15 protein-coding genes and 1 pseudogene are annotated in these 18426 nt (G+C 65.4%); 5 read left to right on the top strand and 11 right to left on the bottom strand.

Translation table 11 applies throughout. From position 1 onward, the window contains the following. Positions 1–52 precede the first annotated feature (52 nt). Positions 53–1404, top strand: a pseudogene (locus ACD584_RS11900) (hypothetical protein). Positions 1405–1604: 200 nt separating this feature from the next. On the opposite strand, the gene ACD584_RS11895 reads toward ACD584_RS11900, so the two are convergent. Beyond that, entirely contained in the window at positions 1605–3152 is a 1548-nt protein-coding gene (locus ACD584_RS11895; protein ID WP_175611532.1) for an alginate export family protein, read from the bottom strand. A 426-nt stretch (positions 3153–3578) separates the two neighbouring features. Here ACD584_RS11895 and ACD584_RS11890 point away from each other — a divergent pair, with 426 nt between their 5' ends. Both ACD584_RS11890 and ACD584_RS11885 read left to right on the top strand, forming a co-directional pair. Next, entirely contained in the window at positions 3579–3941 is a 363-nt protein-coding gene (locus ACD584_RS11890; RefSeq protein ID WP_016944172.1) for a PadR family transcriptional regulator, read from the top strand. After that, a complete protein-coding gene (locus ACD584_RS11885) occupies positions 3938–4849 on the top strand; it encodes a sensor domain-containing protein (RefSeq protein WP_076036087.1) in 912 nt (303 codons plus the stop codon). Before ACD584_RS11890 ends, ACD584_RS11885 begins: the two co-directional genes overlap by 4 nt. 390 nt (positions 4850–5239) lie before the next feature. Here the strand turns inward: ACD584_RS11885 and ACD584_RS11880 are convergent, their stop codons facing one another. Further along, positions 5240–6547 (bottom strand): polyhydroxyalkanoate depolymerase, encoded by a 1308-nt coding sequence (locus ACD584_RS11880; RefSeq protein WP_012438824.1) that lies wholly within the window; start codon positions 6545–6547, stop codon positions 5240–5242. A gap of 154 nt (positions 6548–6701) precedes the next feature. Then, a complete protein-coding gene (locus ACD584_RS11875) occupies positions 6702–7304 on the bottom strand; it encodes a class I SAM-dependent methyltransferase (protein ID WP_029216852.1) in 603 nt (200 codons plus the stop codon). 71 nt (positions 7305–7375) lie between these two features. Here ACD584_RS11875 and ACD584_RS11870 point away from each other — a divergent pair, with 71 nt between their 5' ends. Further along, complete coding sequence (locus ACD584_RS11870; RefSeq protein WP_012438822.1) at positions 7376–7828, top strand: CopD family protein; 453 nt, start codon at positions 7376–7378, stop codon at positions 7826–7828. A gap of 128 nt (positions 7829–7956) precedes the next feature. Here ACD584_RS11870 and ACD584_RS11865 read toward each other — a convergent pair whose 3' ends face one another. The 8 genes from ACD584_RS11865 to lpxD all read right to left on the bottom strand — a co-directional run bounded on the left by ACD584_RS11865 (position 7957) and on the right by lpxD (position 18036). After that, positions 7957–8712, bottom strand: a complete 756-nt coding sequence (locus tag ACD584_RS11865; protein WP_040941560.1) for a tetratricopeptide repeat protein — start codon at positions 8710–8712, stop codon at positions 7957–7959. Between the two features lie 57 nt (positions 8713–8769). Further along, entirely contained in the window at positions 8770–9729 is a 960-nt protein-coding gene (locus tag ACD584_RS11860) for an acetyl-CoA carboxylase carboxyltransferase subunit alpha (protein ID WP_011036549.1), read from the bottom strand. A gap of 154 nt (positions 9730–9883) precedes the next feature. Next, complete coding sequence (gene dnaE, locus ACD584_RS11855) at positions 9884–13474, bottom strand: DNA polymerase III subunit alpha (protein ID WP_076036086.1); 3591 nt, start codon at positions 13472–13474, stop codon at positions 9884–9886. Positions 13475–13719: 245 nt separating this feature from the next. Then, positions 13720–14442, bottom strand: a complete 723-nt coding sequence (locus ACD584_RS11850) for a ribonuclease HII (RefSeq protein WP_070692689.1) — start codon at positions 14440–14442, stop codon at positions 13720–13722. Then, on the bottom strand, positions 14439–15755 hold the full coding sequence (gene lpxB, locus ACD584_RS11845) for a lipid-A-disaccharide synthase (protein WP_175611531.1): 1317 nt from the start codon (positions 15753–15755) through the stop codon (positions 14439–14441). Before lpxB ends, ACD584_RS11850 begins: the two co-directional genes overlap by 4 nt. Then, the gene (gene lpxA, locus ACD584_RS11840) at positions 15752–16543 is read right to left on the bottom strand and encodes an acyl-ACP--UDP-N-acetylglucosamine O-acyltransferase (RefSeq protein WP_070692692.1); all 792 of its coding nucleotides are present in this window, start codon (positions 16541–16543) and stop codon (positions 15752–15754) included. The genes lpxB and lpxA overlap by 4 nt, the downstream gene beginning before the upstream one ends. A gap of 21 nt (positions 16544–16564) precedes the next feature. Beyond that, positions 16565–17026: a 3-hydroxyacyl-ACP dehydratase FabZ gene (gene fabZ / locus ACD584_RS11835; RefSeq protein WP_011036554.1), complete on the bottom strand. Its 462-nt coding sequence runs from the start codon at positions 17024–17026 to the stop codon at positions 16565–16567. Further along, complete coding sequence (lpxD, locus tag ACD584_RS11830; protein ID WP_076036084.1) at positions 17023–18036, bottom strand: UDP-3-O-(3-hydroxymyristoyl)glucosamine N-acyltransferase; 1014 nt, start codon at positions 18034–18036, stop codon at positions 17023–17025. Before lpxD ends, fabZ begins: the two co-directional genes overlap by 4 nt. A gap of 127 nt (positions 18037–18163) precedes the next feature. On the opposite strand from lpxD, the gene ACD584_RS11825 reads away from it, so the two are divergent. Then, the gene (locus tag ACD584_RS11825) at positions 18164–18364 is read left to right on the top strand and encodes a hypothetical protein (RefSeq protein WP_011269917.1); all 201 of its coding nucleotides are present in this window, start codon (positions 18164–18166) and stop codon (positions 18362–18364) included. Positions 18365–18426: the final 62 nt, after the last annotated feature.

The following is an 18426-nucleotide window of genomic DNA, read 5'->3' as shown; positions in this document are numbered from 1 at the left end:
CGGTAGGTGGCCCCCGCCAAGATGCCAGCCTTCTCCAGGGAAGGTGGCTGCCATGCTCGCAACGTTCTTGAAATGGGCCCTGCTGTCGGTGGGTGTGGTGGTTGCGTTGCTGGTGGGAGCCTATGCGCTCTCGGCGCGCTGGCCGATCCCGCAGGCCCAGCAGCAGGCGCTGGCGCAACTGCGTCAGCCACGGCCCGCGCCGCCGGCGGGGTCCAATCTGTTTGTCGCGCTGTGGGCATCGCCGTACACGATTCCAAATGAGGAACAGGCAGCGGTGCTGGCGCGCGACCTGCAGCGCTTCCAGCGCACCCCGGTCGCAAGCGGATTTCGCAGTGAACTGAGCCGCTATCCCCGCGCGCCGGCGTGGCCGGCGACTGCGCCGCCCAAGTGCAGTTGGGCCGCGTCCGGATGCCTGGCCCAGGTGCGAGCGCAATCGCGCAGCTATGCCGCTGCGCTGGCGCCACAGGCGCCGTTGCTGGCACGTATGGCGAGTTTCTCGCAGCATGCCTACTACCGCGATCCGTTTCCTCGCCGTATCGACTCGCCGCTGCCGGAACTGCAGGGATTGACGTTGTCGATGACCCAGCACGCACTGGACTTCGTGCAGGGGCGCCAGGCGCAGGCGGTGGCCGCTGTCTGCAGCGATGCACAGGTGGCGCGCGTGTTGTTGCGCAGCGACGAGAGTTTGATCGTCACGATGATTGGTGGAGCGATGTTACGCGGCAATGCCGACCTGTTTGCGAGCATGCTCAGCGAACTGCCTGTCAACGTGGCCCTGCCGGCGCAGTGCGCCAGCGCGTTTGCACCGTTGCGCGTCGAGGACAGCAGCCTGTGTGGCGCGCTGCATGGCGAGGCCAGGATCGTCGATGCGGTATATGCGCAAATGCACGGCGAAATGGACCAACGCGCGCAGCGTTGGTACGACCGCGCTGTGCTGTTTTTCGATGCCGAGCGCACGCGTGCACTGACAGCGCCCAACTACACCTGGGCCTGCAGCGATGCCGTACGCAAGCAGCTGGTGCAGGATGCACGGGTTGACGGCAGTGCCCTGGCGCCGCCGCCTGCGAAGGATGTTGCCTGCGTGGCCAACGCCGTCGGGTGTGTGTTGGCGGACGCCCAGTACAGCGATGGTGGCATTATCAGCGTCAGTTGCAGGACACTGCCGCGGCGATGCGGTTGATTGGCGTGGTGCTGTGGCTACGCGAGCACCCTGATGCGCGCCCGCTCGTGCAGCGCCTGCAGGAGCTCCCGGACGAACTGGTGCGGCCAGCACATGCCATCACGATTGCAGCGCAAGGGCAGACCGTGCAGGTGCCGCGTTATGCGCGCCATACGCAAGCGATCCTGCAGTTCCCGATGGCCGGCAGTGCCTTGGCGAATCCACCGGCCGTATCGCTACAGTGAATCGCGGCAGTGCGTGCACTGCGTGGCTTCGGTATCGATGCGTGCAAGCGCGCTGCTGACGCGCACTGCGTGGCGATCACCGCAGCGCCCGTGTTGCTCATCGCCAGGCAACGCTGCTGCCGATCACGCAACAACCGCCAGGAATGCTCCGGGCGGCTGCGCGGTGTGATCAGCATCGTGCGGCGGTGCGCCGCGCTTGCCTAGAAGCGGAAGTTCAACCAGCCCATCACGAAAGTGGAGTCGCCGTAGCCGGCTTTTTCCAGTGCCGGGCCGGCCATCAGATGCTCGGCGCGGAAGGTCACCGACCAGTTCGGGTCGATGTTCCAGGTGGCGTTGATGCGCGGCATGGTGCCGATACGGCGCTCGCCGGTGTTCTGCGTGCGTGCGTAGGCGCGTGCCTGGTTGTTGTAGATGGCATCGCTGGTGGTCTGCCGCCACAGGGTTTCCCACTCCAGATTCACGGTGATCTTGGAGGTGGGCGAGAAGGTGAATGTGGGCGCGGCGGTCACCAGATTGACCGGGCCGAAGAACGTGGCCCAGCTGAAATAGATGGTGTTGCCGTAGAGGAAATTGTTGTTGCGCAAGGTGCCGGTGCCGGAGGTGCCACCGCCGCCGGAGGCGATTTCGCTATGGAAGCCCAGGCGCGGTTTCCAGCCGCTGTCGCTCAACGTCCAGGCATTGGAAGTGCTGGCCATGTAGGCGCGCAGGTCGCGTCCGCCGAAGCTGCCGCGCTGCACGGTCACGAACGAATCGGTGCGCAGCTTGCCCACGTTGCCCCACAACCGCAGGCCGTAGTAATTGCGATTTTCTTCGGCGGTCTGGCGGCCCCACACCTGGTTGTCGTTGCGAAATTGATAGAAGAACGGCTCCAGATACATCGGCTTGGCTGTCGGCAGGCGATAGCCGCCCACCACGCCGCGGAAATGCCGCGAGCGGTCGATGCGGTCATCGCCCAAACCCTCGGTGCCATCCAGGTTGAAGTTGAAATCGAACACGTCCACACGTGTCTTCTCGCCGATCGCCCAGGCGCGCACGCCATTGAAGGTCACGAAGATGTCGGTGTTGTCGCGCAGTGCCATCAAGGTGGTCGGCCCGTCCACAAACACCTGGCGGCCAACGCGCAGGCCGAGGTCGGTTTCGGCAACCTGGCCCTTCACGTCGAAGAACACCTGCTGCAGGATCGCGTTGTTTTCCTGCGTGCCGGTCTTGGCGCCTTCATTGCGCCCGTCCAGGCTGCCATGGGCCAGTTCCGTGTAAAGACGGAAGTGCTCGCCCACGTGCAGGTCGGCGCCAAAGAACGCACGGAACAGATACTGCTGCTGCGAGTGGCTGCCCGGAATCAGGCCGGGGTTGGTCACGGTGTTGCTGCGCACGCGCAGTTCGTTGTTGAGCGTCAGATACACATCGCCGGACTCGCTCAACGGAATGAACTTGAGCGGATCAAACGGGCTCTTCCGCTTGGAGGGGTCTTTCAGATACGACCAGTCTTCGGCCCAGCGCACCTGCCACATGTTGCCGCCCTGCTTGGCACCCCAGCCCTGCGCTTCCAGCGGATAACCGGTGGGGGCGGGCGGTGCCGGCGTCTTGGCCGGTTCGGCCTGCGGCTGTTCGATCGCGGGCGCGGCTGTCTGCGCCTGCTGCGCAACGCTCACGCCCGGAAGCGACAACCCGATCGCCAGGCACAGGCACTTGGTGGCGCCAAAGGAAGTGTCAGCCATGGACGGCCGTGCCGAACGCGCAAATCGCATCTTGTTACCCCATCAAAAAGTGAAAACCACCTGAGCGAGGTTTATCGGCACAGGGGTCACCGACTGTAGTGGAGCCGTACAGGAAAGGCAGTAACCCAAAGGTTCTAAGCTCATGAACGTACTTGGGTTTGGCAATGCGAGCGCGACAGGCCGGGAATCGGGAATGGGGAATCGGGAATGGGGAATTGCAAAGGCGTGCAGTCGTCGCCTAGGTCGACTGATTAAAAAGAAAGCGGGCCCTACGCACATAAAGCGCGTATGCGTCAGAACATCACAAGCGTGGATTTGCCGCGCGACTGACAGATCACGTGTACCGCCGTTGCGATTCCCGATTCCCCACTCCCGATTCCCGCCACATGACTATCGGCACATTCGCTATACCCAACTTCTACATAGCATTGCCTTCGACCTAGTGCGGAGGTGGCAATGAACGATCCGGATGCTTATCTGAAGAAATTTCAGAAGGAGCTCAGCGCCGGCACGGTGTCGTTGGCGTTGCTGGCGGTGCTGGCCCAGGCCGATGCGCCGCTGTACGGCTACCTCATCGCCAAGCGGCTGGAGCGGCTGGACGGTGTGCTCAGCGGCAAGCAGAGCGCGCTGTATCCGGTGCTGCGCAACCTGGAAGGGGCCGGGCTGTTGCAGAGCCATGTCGAGCCATCGGCGTCCGGCCCGCCACGTCGTTATTACCGCATTACCGAAACCGGGCGTGATTGCCTGCGCGCGTGGACGGCCGCCTGGCGTGCCACCCGCGATTCCGTCGACTCTGTGCTGGAAGGGACCCACTCATGAACACGATTACGCCACCGCGTCCGCTGCCGACCACCATTCCCGATTACCTCACGCAGTTGCGTCACGCGTTGGCCGGCGCGGACCCGGCGATGATTCAGGACGCGCTTTACGACGCCGAGGAATACCTGCGCGCCGAACTGGCCGAGCAAGCCGGCAAGAGCGAGGCCGAGGTGATTGCCGGTGTGGCCGGCAGCTACGGCGCGCCCGACGAAGTGGCCGAGATCTACCGCGAAACCGAAGTCACAGTGACACGTGCGTTGCGCTCGCCACTGCCGCCCAAGCGGAGTTCGTGGATCGGCAGTTTCTTCGGCGTGGCCGCCGATCCGCGTACCTATGGCGCGCTGTTCTATCTGCTGTTGTCGCTGGTCACCGGCGTGTTCTATTTCAGCTGGGTGGTCACCGGTGCGAGTCTGTCGGCAGGGTTGCTGATCTTGATCATTGGCGTGCCGCTGCTGGTGCTGTTCTTCGGCTCGGTGCGGCTGCTGTCGCTGGTGGAAGGGCGGGTGGTGGAAACCCTGTTGGGCGTGCGCATGCCGCGTCGGCCGCCACATCCGGGCATCCCGGGTAGCTGGTTGCAGCGCATCGGCGCAATGTTCACCGACGCGCGCACCTGGAGCACGATGCTGTACTTCCTGCTGATGCTGCCGCTGGGCAGCATCTACTTCACCGTGATCGTGACCTTGTTGTCACTGTCGCTGGGCTTTGCCGCAGCACCGCTGCTGGCGTTGCTGGATACCGGCGTGCTGTTTTCCTTCGGCGACACGGCGTATGCGAGTGGATGGCTGTCGGTGCCGGTGTGCGTGCTCGGCGTCCTGCTGTTGTTCGCAACGCTGCACCTGGCGCGTGGACTTGGCAGCTTGCACGGCATGCTGGCCAAGCATCTGTTGGTCAAGAGCGGCGAGGGCTGAGTGCATTCGCGCGTGAGGTCGTTTCGCATTCGGCGAAGAGGTGCGATGGCGCTTGCGACGGCAGTGCCAATGCCTGGATCACCGTGATGATTGCCGTCGCTGTTGACGTGTTTTTACGGCAAGGCCACGGGCGACCTGCAGTGCAGGGCAGTGATCCTCGGTGCACGTGCCCCGAACGACAACGCAGCCAGCGCCGCTACGATGGTTTGATGGACGCTAGAACCAGGCGATCAGTCTGCAGGCCATGCGCGACCAACCATGCACTGTGAAGCCCGATCAACAGCAGCCAAACGCATGCTGCAGACCAACGCGCTCACGCGGAAGTGTTGCTAGAAAAAAGGCATAAAAAAGCGCTCCCGATCGAAAGACCGGGAGCGCCTACGGCGGCGATCAGGCGCGCTTGCCGCGTTTGCGGATCGGCGTGACGGTGGCCGGGTCGCGGCTGCCAACCGGGTCGGCGTCGTAGCGGGCAATGAACTCGCGCACTTGCGGGTACACCACCTCACGCCAGCGACGGCCGCTGAAGATGCCGTAATGGCCGGCGCCTTCCACCACCAGGTGGCGACGGTGCGCCGCGTCGATGCCGGTGCACAGATCGTGCACGGCTTCGGTCTGGCCCAGGCCGGCGATGTCGTCCAGCTCGCCTTCGATACTCAGCAATGCGGTGTTGCGAATTGCCGACGGCATCACCAGCTGGCCATCCACCTTCCACTTGCCTTGCGGCAGCAGGAATTCCTGGAACACCACGCGGATGGTGTCCAGGTAGTACTCCGACGGCATGTCCAGCACGGCGTTGTATTCGTCATAGAACTGGCGGTGCGCCTGCGCATCCTGCAGGTCGCCCTTGACCAGGTCGGTGTAGAAATCCCAGTGCGACATCACGTGCCGGTTAGGGTTCATCGACAGGAAGCCGGCGTGCTGCAGGAAGCCTGGATACACCTGACGGCCATGGCCCGGATACGGGAACGGCACGGTGTGAATCAGGTTGTTCTGGAACCACTCGATGCCGTTTTCGGTCGCCAGGTTGTTGACCTGGGTCGGGCTGCGGCGCGCATCGATCGGCCCGCCCATCATCACCAGCGAGCGCGGGGTGGGCTCATCGTTGGACGCCATCAGCGACACCGCCGCCAGCACCGGCACGGTGGGCTGGCACACGCTCACTACATGCAGGCGCTCGGCACCGATGTGGCGAATGAATTCCTGGATGTAGGCGATGTAGTCCTCAAGCCGGAACGCGCCGGCTTCCAGCGGCACCATGCGCGCGTCCACCCAGTCGGTCACGTAGACCTTGTGGTTGCGCAGCAGGGTCCGCACGGTGTCGCGCAGCAGCGTGGCGTGGTGGCCAGACAACGGCGCCACCACCAGCACGGCCGGTTGCTGCTTCATCGTGCCGATCAGCTCGACATGGTCGCTGAAGCGCTTGAAGCGCAGCAGGCGGCAGAACGGCTTGCTCAGCACCTCGCGTTCGATGATGGGCAGCGAGTGGCCATCCACCTCGACATCGTCGAGCGCCCAGGCCGGCTTTTCGTATTCCTTGCCCAGGCGATGGAACAGCTCGTTGCTGGCCGCCATGCGCTCGGCGCCCGGGAGCGAGGCCCACAGGCTGTCGGGGTCGGAAAACATCTTGGCGTTCGCCTGGGCCTGATGCACCCAGGGGGCTAGCAGATTGCGGGTCAGCTCATGCAGTTGATAAAGCATTCCACCCATCCGTGCGGCTCTTTGCTGCCGCGCAGCATACCCGGTTTGGCGCATTTGCACCTTAATGGGGCTGCGGACGGTAGAGGCCGTCAAGTCAACTGCGCTAACGCGACGCGGACAGCGTGCGGTCGGGTGGAGCGCGCGGCGGCCCTGCTCAGCTGTGTTCCAGCGCCGCTGCCTCGCCCCGCAGCTGCGGCGACAGCCAGCAATGCGAGCCGAGCGCAGTGAAGCCGACGCTGGCGAAGCGGCGCCGGTACCAGCGTGCCGGCCGCGCCTGGAAGCCCTCATGGTCGCCTTCGAAGGCGTCCTCTTCGGCAAAGGTTTCCAGAAAGGCCACCCCGGCACACATCTCGGCCAGGCCGGGAAGGCCCTGGTTGAACTCGCGCGTGGGCACGTAATGCAGCACGTCCGAGCAGATCAGCAGATCCACCGGCGCGCAGGGACGCAACCAGGCAAAGTCGCCGAAGCGGGCCGGGTGGATCTGGCGGCTGCGCCCGTAGCGCTGCACCGCGTACTCGCTGCTATCGAACCCCAGGTACTGCAGCTTCGGGCGCAGCGCCAGCAGTGGTGCACGCCAGGCGGCTTCGCCGCAGCCCACATCGAGCACGGTGCGGATCGGGCGCTCCAGGTAGTACTCGGCCTGGGCAACGGCCAGTGCGACCTTTCGCCGCAGGCGCGCAGGGTCTGCCAGCCCCGCATCGCGGTACCAGCGGGTGAAATAGGTGGCGTCGTACTGTTTGTCGTCGGGCTTGTGCATGCGGATGCGCTTTCGCGCCAGCGGATAGGTGAAAATGCGGGCCATCCTACGCGAGCCAGCGGAGCCAGCGCATGACCCTGTATTTGTGGATCAAGACCTTCCACCTGTTGTTCGTCATCGCCTGGATGGCCGCGGTGTTCTATCTGCCCCGCATCCTGGTCAACATCGCCGAAGCCGGCACCGACACCGACACCGCCGTGCGTGCGCGCCTGGTGCTGATGGGGCGGCGGCTCTATAAATTCGGTCACAGCATGCTCGGGCTGGCGCTGCTGCTGGGCGCGGTGCTGTGGCTAGGCTACCGGGTGATCCCGGATTTCCCCACGATGGTGGCTGGCGGCTGGTTGCACGCCAAGCTGTTTGCCGTCGCGCTGATCCTGGCGCACTACATCGTGGCCGGGCGTTGGTTGAAGGGTGTGGACCAGGGCCGGGCACTGCCCAGCGGGCGCGCGCTGCGCCTGTTCAACGAAGTGCCGGTGGTGTTGCTGGTGGGCGTGATCTGGCTGGTGCTGGCCAAGCCGTTCTGAGGGCCACTCTGGCGGCGACGTCGCCAGGCCATCGGGCGTGGCGATCGATCTTGCGAGAAAACAGATGCGTAGGGGCGATCACAACGCATCGCCTTGCAATCACTGCGGCGGAAAGTGCAACGCAGCGCTTACGCCGTGGGGCCCAACTCGCTCAAGCCCTTGCGCGCCAGCTCGACCCAACCGCGTTGTTCGCGCTGGTAATGCTTGGGCGAGGCCCCAGCGTGGCGTAGCACCTGCTCGTACATTGCCTTGGCCTGGTCGGTACGCGCGGTGCGCTGCAGCAGCTGTGCATACCGCACGCGCGCTTCTTCGCCCGGGTAGCCCTGCGCCAGCGTTTCGTACTCATGCAGGGCGGCGTCGATGTCGCCGCTGTCTTCTACCGCACGGGCATACAGCAGATGCCCATCGTGCGAGCGGAAGGTGGGATTGGCTGCGATCAACGCGTCCAGGGTCTGGCGTGTCTGGGCCGGCTGGCCGAGCCCGAACTGCGCCTTGGCCAGCCCGAGCATCAGGTGCGGATCGTCGCGATACAAGCCGCGCAGCGCGCCCTGGAAGTGGTCGGCGGCTTGCGCGTAATCGCCTTGGGCCAGCAGCGTTTCGGCGAGCTGGCGGCGGTTTTCCGGGGTGTCGGCCACGTCCAGACGGCGCGAGGCGTCGCGCTGTTCGCGTTGTGGGTCCAGTTTGCTACGCACGCGCTTGAGGCTGCGGCGCGCACTCGGGTCGTTGCGCAGGTCTGGAATCACCGCTACGAACACGTAGACCAGCACCGCCAGCAACGAAAACGCCAGCAGCAGGAAGATCCAGTACAGCGGGCGGCCGCTGCGCACGACATGTACGCAGCAGGCGGCTTGCAGAACCAGCGACAGCAGCAGGAGAGGGCTCATCGGTGCAAGGATTCCATTCCGTGGCCGCGCATTCGCGCGGCGATCATGACCAGTGACTCAATGCCCTTCGTAGGCACCGTAGCTGCGCAGGCGCTCGTAGCGTTGCTGCATCAGCGCGTCCACCGGCACTTTTTCCAGCGCGTCCAGTTCGTTGAGCAACACGGCCTTGAGCCGCTTGCCCATCTGTTCCGGATTGCGGTGCGCGCCGCCGGTGGGTTCACGGATCACCTTGTCGACCAGGCCCAGGCCCTTCAAGCGCTTGGCGGTGAGGCCGAGCTGTTCGGCGGCGTCCTTGGCCTTGGCGGCATCCTTCCACAGGATGGACGCGCAGCCTTCGGGCGAAATCACCGAATAGGTGCCGTATTCCAGCATCAGGGTGCGGTCGCCCACGCCGATCGCCAGCGCGCCGCCGGAGCCGCCTTCGCCGATCACCGTGCAGATCACCGGCACTTTCAGCTCGGCCATTTCCATCAGGTTGCGTGCGATCGCCTCGGACTGGCCGCGCTCTTCCGCACCGATGCCGGGGTAGGCGCCGGGTGTGTCGATGAAGGTCAGCAGCGGCAGGCGGAAGCGTTCGGCCAGCTTCATCAGGCGCAGCGCCTTGCGGTAGCCCTCCGGGCGCGGCATGCCGAAATTACGCGCCACCTTGCTCTTGGTATCGCGGCCTTTCTGGTGCCCGATGATGACCACCGGGCGGCCATCGATGCGGCCCAGGCCACCGACAATCGCCTTGTCGTCGGCATAGGCGCGGTCGCCGGCCAGTTCCTGGAATTCGTCGCACATGGTGTTGATGTAGTCCAGCGTGTACGGGCGCTGCGGATGGCGCGCCAGCTGCGATACCTGCCAGGCCGACAGGTCGCGAAAAATCTGCGCAGTACGCACGCGCAGCTTGTCGCGCAAGGCACGCACTTCCGCATCGACATTCACTGCAGGGCCGGTGCTGGCCTTGCGCAGCTCCTGGATCTTGGCTTCCAGATCGGCGATGGGTTGCTCGAAGTCGAGGTAGTTAGGATTCATGCAATGGCGTCGTCAACGTAAGGCGGGGAGTGTAGCTGAAGCGGTGTCTGCGGCCCGTACGGGGGCGTTGGGAGAATCGGGAATGGGGAATCGGGAATCAAAGCAGGGCGGCTGGCTGCTCTGCTGTTGCGATTCCCCATTCTCGATTCCCGATTCACTGCGCCCACGGCGGGCTGTACTTGACCTTCAGCGTGCGCACGGCAGGGTCGGCGCGCAGGCTGTCCATCAGTTGCTGGTCGATGCGCACCGAGTGGCTGCCGTTGAGGTCGAGCATGCCGGCCACGCCGCCGGCCGGCGAGCGCAGCAGCAGATCCAGGCGCAGCGGCGTCTTGCCGGGGCGGTGCTTGGCCAGCAACGTGTCGATACGGGACCAGGCTTGTTTCTCGCGCAGATCCAGGCGCAATGACAGCCGCTGCGCGTGGTCGGCGCAGATCTGCTCGTAGTCCCAGCATTGGCGGATGCGCAGGCTGTAGCCGCCGTTGAACTCATCCTCGCGCAGGCCGCCCTTGATGATCAGGATGCGGTCACGGGTGAGCAGGTGGCCGAACTCGGCCATCGCATCGGAAAACGCGCTGCATTCCACCCGGCCGCGGCCATCTTCGAGTTGCACGAACACCTGGCTGTCGCCCTTGCGGCGCACGCCCACCACCTGGCCGGCCAGGATGGCGCTGACTTCAGGACGCCAGGCGCGCTTTTCACCATCGCCGCCACCACCGCCGCCGCGCTGCTGCGAGGCCAGGATCTTGTCGAGCGCGCTCAGGTCGCAGCCGACCAGCTCTCGCACTTCTTCGCGATGCGGATCGAACGGATGCCCGCTGAGGTAGAAGCCCAGTGTTTCGCGTTCACCGGTGAGCAACTGGCCCAGCGGCCATTCCTTGCTTTCGGGCAGGTCCAGGCGCATCGCCGGCGCGCTCGGGTCGGGCCCGCCGAACAGCGAGTTCTGGCCGGAGGCACGTTCGCGTGCCATCTGCTCGGTGGCCTTCATCACCTCCGGCAATTGCAGCATCAACGAAGCGCGGTTCTTGCCCAGCCCGTCCATCGCACCGGCGTTGATCATCGCTTCCAGCGTGCGGCGATTGAGCTTTGCGGTGCCCACGCGCATGCAGAAATCCAGCAGCGTGGTGTAGGGGCCGTTGCGCAGGCGCTCTTCGACGATGGCCTCGCACGCGCCCTGGCCAACGCCCTTGATCGCGCCCAGGCCGTACTGGATGGTGTCGGGGCTGGCGGCCTCGAACATGTAGGCCGACTCATTGACGCGCGGCGGCAGCACGGTGAGGCCGAGGTTGCGCACCTCGTCGAGAAAGCCCACCACCTTGTCGGTGTTGTCCATATCCGAGGACAACGTGGCCGCCATGAATTCGGCCGGATAGTGACGCTTGAGCCAGGCGGTCTGGTAACTGACCAGCGCATAGGCGGCGGCGTGCGACTTGTTGAAGCCGTAGCCGGCGAACTTCTCCATCAGGTCGAAGATTTCATCGGCCTTCTGCGCGCTCACCCCGCCCTTGGCCGCGCCTTCGCGGAAAATTTCGCGGTGCTTGGCCATTTCGGCCGGCACCTTCTTGCCCATCGCACGACGCAACAGGTCGGCACCGCCCAGCGAATAATCGCCGACGATCTGCGCCATCTGCATCACCTGCTCCTGATACACCATGATGCCGTAGGTGTCTTTCAGGATCGCTTCGGTGCGCGGATCGGGATAGATGATCTCTTGCTGGCCGTGTTTACGCGCGTTGAAGTCCGGGATCAGGTCCATCGGGCCGGGCCGGTACAGCGACACCAGCGCGATCAGGTCTTCGAAGCGGTCCGGGCGCGCGTCCTTGAGCAGGCGGCGCATGCCCGAGGATTCGAACTGGAACACCGCGCCGGTGTTGCCCGAGGCGAACACGCCCTTGTAGGTGGGCGCATCGTCCAGCGGAATGGCGGTGATGTCGACCGGGTCGATGCCGGCACGTGCGTGGCGCACGTTGATCGCCTTCACCGCCCAATCGATGATGGTCAGCGTGCGCAGGCCCAGGAAGTCGAACTTCACCAGGCCGACTTCTTCTACGTCGTTCTTGTCGAACTGGGTGACCGGATTCTTGCCGCGGCCGCCTTCGTCGTGTTCGGCGAACAGCGGGCAGAATTCGCTCAACGGTTCGGGCGCGATCACCACGCCGCCGGCGTGCTTGCCGGCGTTGCGGGTGAGGTCTTCGAGCTGGCGCGCCAGGTCCATCAGGTCGCGGACATCGTCCTCGACCTGATAGCGCTGGATCAGCTCCGGCGAAGCCATCTCCGAGTCCTTGCCTTCGCCCATCGCGTCCTTGAGCGTGATGCCCAGGATGTTGGGGATCAGCTTGGCAACGCTGTCGACCAGACCGTAAGTGAAGCCAAGCACGCGCCCGGCGTCGCGCACCACCGCCTTGGCGGCCATGGTGCCGTAGGTGATGATCTGGCTGACCCGCTCGCGGCCGTATTTGCGCGCGACGTAGTCGATCACCTCGTCGCGGCGGTCCATGCAGAAGTCGATGTCGAAGTCGGGCATCGACACGCGCTCAGGATTCAAGAAGCGCTCGAACAGCAGGTTGTACGGCAGCGGGTCCAGATCGGTGATCTGCAGCGCCCACGCCACCAGCGAGCCAGCGCCGGAACCGCGGCCCGGGCCGATCGGGATGCCTTGGTTCTTTCCCCACTGGATGAAGTCGGCCACGATCAGGAAGTAGCCGGGGAAGCCCATCTTGATGATGGTGTCCAGCTCGAATTCGAGCCGGTCCACGTAGTCCTGGCGGGTCTTGCCGGGCGCGATCGGATTCTTTTCCAGGCGCGCGGCCAGACCGTCGCGCGACTGGCTGCGAATCCAGCTGTCCAGGGTTTCGTCTTCCGGCACCGGGTAGGCGGGCAGGAAGTAAGTGCCCAGGCGCATTTCGATGTTGCAGCGCTGCGCCAGCGCCAGCGTGTTGTCGATGGCGTCGGGCACATCGGCGAACAGCGCGGCCATTTCCTCGCTGGACTTGAGGTATTGCTGGTCGCTGTAGTCGCGCGGGCGCTTGGGGTCGTCCAGCACGCGGCCGGAGGAAATGCACACGCGCGCTTCGTGCGCTGCAAAGTCGCTGGCATACAGAAAGCGCACATCGTTGCTGGCGACCACCGGCAGGCCGCGCACGCCAGCCGCATGCAGCGCGAACTGGTTGAAACGCTCCTCGCCCTCGCGGCCGGTGCGGGTCAGTTCCAGGTGCAGGCCGTCGCCGAACACACGCTGCCAGTCGGCGAGCTGCTGCTCGGCCAGGTCGGCGCGGCCTTCGGCGAACAGCCGCCCGGCCAGGCTGTCGCGGCCGGCCAGGGCGAACAGGTTGGCATGCCCGGCCTGCAGCCATTCGGGGTGGATCGCCACGCCGCCTTCAGGGCGGTGGCCTTCCATCCAGGCGCGGGTGAGCAGCCGCGACAGGCTCAGGTAGCCTTCGCGGTCGCGGCACAGCAGGGTCATGCGCCAGGGCGTCATGTCCGGCGTGGCGATCATCACGTCGGCGCCGGCGATCGGCTTGATGCCCACGCCTTCGGCGGCCTTGTAGAACTTGACCAGGGCGAACAGGTTGTTCAGGTCGGTGACCGCCAGCGCGGGCAGGTCGAGTTCGACCGCGCGGCTCAGCAGGTTGGCCTGCTTGGCTTTTTTCGGGTCAGCCTGATCCGGTTTCTCGGGCACGCGGATGGTGGAATCCGCCAACGAGAACTCGGTGTGGACGTGCAGATGGACGAAGCGGGAAGTGGACATGCGAGACCGGAATAATGCGCGGTCAGGGTAGCGACGGCGGGCGGGTGGAACAAGGCTTGACAGCATGGTTCACGCGCCGCGCCCAGGCGGGGCAGGGGCTGGGCGGCGCGGGTGGTTCAGGCGGCGGCGGGTTGCGCCGGTGTGCAGGCGGGTGGATGCGCAAGCTGCGTGGCGAGCGCGAGAGCCTTGTAGCGGCGACCCGGCGACCCGGCGACCCGGCGACCTGCAGACGGCAATGGATCGGCTTACTCGGCCAGCAGCAGTCCATCGGCAGGCGCGCAGGGCACGTCCCAGGCGGTTTGGGCGGTCTCCAGCCCCAGCGCACGGCGCACCGGGGCAAAGCTGCGCCGGTGCTGCGGGCACGGCCCGTGGGTCTGCAGGGCCGCCAGATGGGCCGGAGTGCTGTAGCCCTTGTGCAGGTCGAAGCGGTATTGGGGGTGCTGCGCATGCAGCTCGCGCATCAGCCGGTCGCGGGTGACCTTGGCCACGATCGAGGCCGCCATGATGGCGCGGTCCAGTGCATCGCCGCCGATCAATGCCTCGGCCGGGCAGGGCAGCCCTTTGGGCACCCGGTTGCCGTCGATGCGCGCAAACCCGGCCACATGCGCCACGCCTTCCACCGCACGGCGCATGCCCAGCATGGTGGCCTGGTAGATGTTGATGCGGTCGATCTCTTCGCTGTCGATCAGCACCACCGACCAGGCCAGCGCGCGGTCGACGATGCGGGCATACAGCTGCTCACGGCGCTCGGCGCTGAGCTGCTTGGAATCGTCCAGCCCGTTGATGCGCGGCTTGGCCGGGTCGAACACCACCGCAGCCACGGCCACCGGCCCGGCCAGCGGACCACGGCCGGCTTCGTCGACGCCGGCAATGAGGCGGGAATCGGGAGTCGGGAATGGGGAATCGGTAAACAGCGCGTTCTGCGCCGCCGGAACGACGATCACGCGGTCCGAGCTTGAGCGCGTCATGACCCCGCTCCTCCCGATTCCCGATTCCCGATTCCCGATTCCCTGCCTTCAAGCAGCTCAGCCACCGCCTCGGCCGCGCGCGTCGAGGCGTCCTGGCGCAGCTGCGCATGCAGGGCCAGATAGCGCGACTGCAGGCCGGCGACTTTTTCGGGGTGCTTGAACCAGTCCAGCAGGGCCACGCACAGGCGCTCGGGGGTGCAGTCGTCCTGCATCAGCTCCGGCGCCAGGTCTTCGTTGGCCAGGATGTTGGGCAGGGCATAGCGGTTGACCTTGAGCAGGCCGAGCGTCTTGACGATGCGGTAGGTGAGCGGCGCAACCTTGTAGCCGACCACCATCGGCCGCTTGACCAGCATCGCTTCCAGGGTGGCGGTGCCGGAGGCCAGCAGCACCACGTCGGCGGCCAGCATCGCGGTGCGCGCCTGGCCATCGAGCAGGTGCGAGCGCATCACCGGCAGCGAACTGCGCGACAACTGCTCGGCCAGCAACTGCTTGCAGCCCGGATTGGCGGCCGGCACCAGCACGTGCAGGTTGGGCAGGTGCTCGGAGACCAGCCAGGCCGCCTGGAAGAAGGTGTCGCCCAGCCGGCTGATCTCGCCATGCCGGCTGCCTGGCAGCACCGCCAGCACGGTGCTGGACGTCGACAGCCCCAGCTTGGCGCGTGCGGCCTCGCGGTCGGCCTGATAGGCAATGGCGTCGGCCATCGGGTGGCCGACGAAGCGCGCATCCACGCCATGCCTGGCGTAGATCGGCGGCTCCATCGGGAACAGGCACAACACCAGGTCGGCGCTGACGCCGATCTTCTCGGCACGCTTCTCGCGCCAGGCCCACACCGAGGGGCTCACGTAATGCACGGTGCGCACGCCGCGCTGCTTGAGCCAGCGTTCCACCGGCAGATTGAAGTCGGGCGCGTCGATGCCGATGAAGACATCCGGCTTCCACGCCAGCACGCGCTCGCGAAAGGCGCTGCGCAATTTCAGCAGGCGCGGCAGATGCCGCAGCACTTCGGTCAGGCCCATCACCGCCAGCTCGCTGGCGTCGAACCAGGTCTGGCATCCGGCACTGCGCATCGCATCGCCACCGATACCGACGAATTCGGCATCGGGATAGCGGCGGCGCAGTGCGTCGATCAAGCCGGCACCGAGGATGTCGCCGGATGCTTCGCCGGCGATCAGGGCGATACGTGGAGCGCGCATGCGCGCGCCGGGAATCGGGAGTGGGGAATGGGGAATCGATGCGGCATCCGGGACGGTGACGGCCGCACCAACGTGCGCGCCTGCAGCGTGTTCCGGTTTCCGATTCCCGATTCCGGTCATCGCAGTAGCGGCCGTTCCGCCGCCTCGATGAACTCGAGCAGCCCTCGCACGTCGTCGCTGTCGCGCGCCTGTTCGGCCAGCTGCAGCTTTGCTTCGGCCAGCGGCAGGCCGGCCACATACAGCGTGCGGTAGGCGCGCTTGATCGCGGAGATCCGCTCGGCATCGAAGCCGCGGCGCTTGAGCCCCTCGCTGTTGATGCCGCGCGGGCGGCCCAGCGAGTCGCTGCCCACCATGGTGAACGGCGGTACATCGCCGTTGGTCAGCGCGCCCATGCCCAGGAAGGCGTGTGCGCCGATGCGGCAGAACTGATGCGCGCCGGCAAACCCGCTGATGATCACGTAGTCACCCACGGTGACATGGCCGGCCAGCGTGGTGTTGTTGGAGAACACGCAGTGATTGCCGACATGGCAGTCGTGCGCCACGTGCGTGTAGGCCAGCATCCAGTTGTCGTCGCCGACCACGGTGATGCCGCCGCCGCCGCCGGTGCCACGGTTGATGGTGACGAACTCGCGGATCACGTTGCCGTTGCCGATCACCAGTTCGGTGCGCTCGCCGGCGTACTTCTTGTCCTGCGGTTCGCCGCCGATCGCGGCGTGGCCGATGAAGCGGTTGTTGCTGCCGATCCGGCTAGGGCCGTGGATGGAACAATGCGGCCCCACCTCGGTGCCGGCGCCGATCTCCACGTCTGCGCCGATCAGCGAAAACGCGCCGACGCGCACATCGCTGGCCAGCCGCGCCGCAGGGTCGATGACAGCGGTGGGATGAATCAAGGGTGCCTGATCACGCATCGTCTCACCTCCAAAAACGGGTTATTCCCTGGCGCCGGCGCACATGACTTCGGCACTGGCCACGATTTCGCCGTTGACCTTGGCTTCGCCGTAATAGCATCCCATGTTGCGGATCAGGCGCTTCATCTGCACCTCCAGGATCAGCACATCCCCCGGCACCACCTGCTTGTTGAAGCGGGCGTTGTCGACCTTGACCATGTAGAACAGCTTGGACAGCGCATCGCGGCCCAGGCCGAGCTGGGTCATCACGCCGCCGGCCTGCGCCAGCGCTTCGATGATCAGCACACCCGGCATCACCGGACGGGTCGGGAAGTGCCCCTGAAAGAACGGCTCGTTGATGGTGACGTTCTTCTGCCCGACGATGCGCTTGGCTTCCAGGTCCAGCTCGATGACGCGGTCGATCAGCAGGAACGGGTAGCGGTGCGGGATCAGCGTCTGGATCTGATTGACGTCGATCGGCAGCTCGTAAATGGGGTGACTCATTGGTTCTCCTTGCCCACAGCCAGAATGCGCCTTGCCAGCGCATCGAGTTGTTTGAAGCGCGCGGCATTCTTGCGCCACGTGCGATTGTCGGTGAGAGGGGTGCCGGACGAGTACTCGCCGGGCTCATGGATGGAATTGCGCACCACCGACTTGCCGGTGATGACCACCTTGTCGCAGATCTCCAGATGGCCAACCACGCCAACGTGGCCGCCCAGCAGGCAATAGCGGCCGATCTTTGCGCTGCCGGCGATACCGGTGCAGCCGGCGATCGCACTGTGCGCGCCGATGCGGCAGTTGTGCGCAATCTGCACCAGGTTGTCCACGCGCACGTCTTCTTCCAGTACGGTGTCTTCCAGCGCGCCGCGGTCGATGCAGGTGTTGGCCCCAATTTCGCAATCGTCGCCGATCACCACGCCGCCCAGCTGCGGCACCTTGATCCAGTGGCCAGCGTCCATCGCCAGGCCAAAGCCGTCGGCGCCGAGCACCGCGCCGGGATGCAGGCGCACGCGCTTGCCCAGGCGAACACGGGTCACCAGGGTAACGCGGGCAATCAGTTCGCATCCGTCATCGACCACGCAGTCTTCGCCGATGATGCTGCCGGCGCCGATCACGCAACCATCGCCCACGCGGCTGCCCGCGCCAATGCTCACAAACGGGCCGACATGCGCAGTTGGCGACACGGTGGCGGTCGGGTCGATCACTGCGGAGGCATGGATGCCGGGCGCACGCACCGGCGCGACATCGAATAGCGCGGCGATCTTGGCGAATGCGGTGTACGGGTCCTTGGCAACCAGGGCTGTGCCCTGCGCAGACTCGGCATCGTCAGCGCGCAGGATCACCACTGACGCCTGCGTTTCGGCTAACTGCGGGCGATAGCGCGGATTGGCCAGGAAGCTCAGCTGCCCTGTTCCCGCGTGCGCCAGGGTGGCGACACCGCTGACTTCGGTGGCGCCATCGCCGACAACGGTCAGACCAAATTGCGCGGCAATCTCACTGGCGGTCAAACGCATCAGGTGAACCTCTTCTAAACATGAAGGCACTGGTTTTACGAAAAGAAAACGCAACCAACAACTGACTAAAACTCCGGGCGTATCCCTTGCGTGGTCGCAATCGTGCGGCACACCTGGGAAGAAGCATATGAAAACTGTCCTCTCCGTCTTCGGAAGCCTGGTCCTGCTGGGTGCGGTCAGCACCGCCTCCGCGTATGACTTCTCGGAACAGCAAGCCAATGCGCAGAGCCTGTGGGACCAGCAGGTCCAGTGCGTCAACAGCTCCGATTGGAGCGGCACCGCCGACTGCCTGGGCACCGTGTGGAGCAACTACCTCAGCACCTACTGAGTCAGTGCCGAAAACAGACCTGGTGTAAACAAACAATGGCGGCCCGAGTAGTCGGGCCGCCA

This window comes from Xanthomonas sp. NCPPB 2922 (assembly GCF_041520885.1).
Lineage (GTDB): Bacteria > Pseudomonadota > Gammaproteobacteria > Xanthomonadales > Xanthomonadaceae > Xanthomonas > Xanthomonas campestris.
This window is presented reverse-complemented; position numbering and strand designations above follow the sequence as displayed.